Origin of the sequence: Streptomyces sp. NPDC005774, assembly GCF_042871645.1 — a bacterium.
GTDB lineage: Bacteria > Actinomycetota > Actinomycetes > Streptomycetales > Streptomycetaceae > Streptomyces > Streptomyces pratens.
The window spans coordinates 1-2,054 of record NZ_JBIAIV010000132.1 but is presented as its reverse complement, the minus strand read 5'-3'; the positions used below and the strand labels follow the sequence as shown (position 1 = coordinate 2,054).

Sequence of the window (2,054 nt, the reverse complement as noted above, 5' to 3'; positions counted from 1 at the left end):
GTTGGTGCTGGCCACCTGGGCACTACTCCTTCTCCGCCCTCGACTCAATGAATCATCCAGTATGCCTGACTCGCACTACTTTGACAGAGAGGGGCGGACGCTGACCATCGGCTGACCGCTCTCGACGTCTTGCGTGGGACGCCCGACGGTGAGGGGCGTCCCCGCACCGCACGCGCTGTCCACCGGCCGGCCGACGCCGGCGGTAAGCCGCGAACACCCTGTCGATCATCGTTCGGAGCCCGTTCGTGCCAGGTACCTCACGCCTCTCCCGCTCAGCCCTCGCACTCGTCCTCGCAACCGCTTTGCCGGTCGGCTGCTCCCTCCCCGGCACATCCGACGCGCCGGACACGGAGATCACCGTCACGGCGAACACCACCGACGAGTCCTCGGTGAACAGCGTCGTGGAGGCGTTCCAGCGACAGAACCCCGACATCCGCTTCACCGTCGCCTTCGCTGACACCAACACCCTGCAGAAGGAACTGCCCGGCGAACTCCGTGAAGGCAAGGGACCGGATGTCTTCACGGTCTGGCCCGGCAGCGGCAACCCCGCTTCCGTCACGGCACTGGAACGCGAGGACCTGTTGGAGGGACTCAGCCCGCACCGCTTCAGCCGCACGGTTCCAGAAGGGGTCAAGCCGGTCACCGACGTGCTCAGTGTCGCCTATGTGGTCCCGATGAGCTTCAGCGCGATCGGCGCGATCTACTCCGAACGCACCCTCGACGCCATCGGTGGCACCGCACCAGCCACCTGGACCGAGCTGCTGGACCTGTGCGAAACCGCCCGACGGCACGGCAAGGTGCTGTTCGCCCTCGGCAACGCTACCCCGTGGGTGACCCAGCTCGTCGACTACGCCCTCGTGGCGACGACCGTGTACGCCGATCAGCCCGACTTCGACGAGCAGATGGGGCTGGGCGAGCAGACCTTCGCCGGGTCGGGGTGGCGGTCGGCCCTGCACAAGTACCTGCAGATGGAGGAGCGTGATTGCTTCAGCGCACAGCCGCTGAACACCACGTATGAGGAGGCCCTCGACCAGGTGACGGACGGCCAGGCGGTGGGCGTCGTGCAGGTCGCCAGTACGCTTTCCGTCCTGCGTGCCGCCGACCCGAACCTCGATCTGCGCATGACCGCGCTCCCGGCCACCGACAACCCGGAGGAAACCCGGATGCCGGGCGCCGTGTCGGCCGCCTACGGCCTCAACGCCAGGAGCCCACACCGCCAGGCCGCCCTGAAGTTCATCGACTTCCTCGGGTCCGAAGAAGGGCAGAACCTGTACAACCGGTCCGGCGCCACCCTGCCGGCCCTCCCCAACACTTCATTCACCGTCGATCCCGCAGTCGAAGAAGTCGCCCGGCGTCAGAAGGCCGGCACCACGATCCCCTTCATGGACCAGCGCTGGCCCAACTCCGATGTGCAGCAGACCCACTTCGCCCAGGTTCGCGACCTCTTCGCCGGCACTGCGGACGTCGACGAGGCACTCTCCGCGCTCGACCGCGCCTACCGGGACCGCGGCTGAGGGCTCGAGCACGCCCGTCACCGGCCGGCCTGTCGGTAGATGCGGCCGGAAGCATGAATGTCCGGCGTCTGCCGTGGCGCAGTTGGCGGCGCCCCGGGAAGCCCGACGGGCTGCGCGGCTGTGGGTCACTCCGAGCGCCGGGCCTGGGCTTCGGGGCTGCTCCGACCATCAAGAGACCGGTCGAGGCGGGTTACCTCATGTTCGAGCACGCAGAAACCTGTGCCCGCCGGAGTAGACATTGGGTGGTGGTGTGGTTATGGTTTCTCTTGTAGCCGAGATCGAGCAAGGCCCGGCAGAGACGAACTGCCGGGCAGCGGTACACGCAGTTGCAGTACGCAGGACGGTGCGGTCGTGGAGTTTCGAAGCCAGAGCGGTTGCAGGACGGCGACGGGGCTGACGGCCGGACCGGGTGGCCCGCAGTGATCAGGGGCCGCCGTCGGCAGGGCCGCGGTCAACGCGGTGGCAGTACCGGTAAGTGCAGTTCGCGGTATCCCGCAGTGAAGTCAGTGAGCAGTACCTCGGTGAAGGCGTCGGCTGCGG

1 protein-coding gene is annotated in these 2,054 nt (G+C 67.6%); it reads left to right on the top strand.

Translation table 11 applies throughout. The annotated features are described in order from the left end of the window. Positions 1-245: 245 nt before the first annotated feature. Positions 246-1,514 carry an extracellular solute-binding protein gene (locus ACFYQA_RS39425; protein WP_388928654.1) on the top strand — a complete coding sequence of 423 codons (1,269 nt, stop codon included), beginning with the start codon at positions 246-248 and terminating at the stop codon, positions 1,512-1,514. Positions 1,515-2,054: the final 540 nt, after the last annotated feature.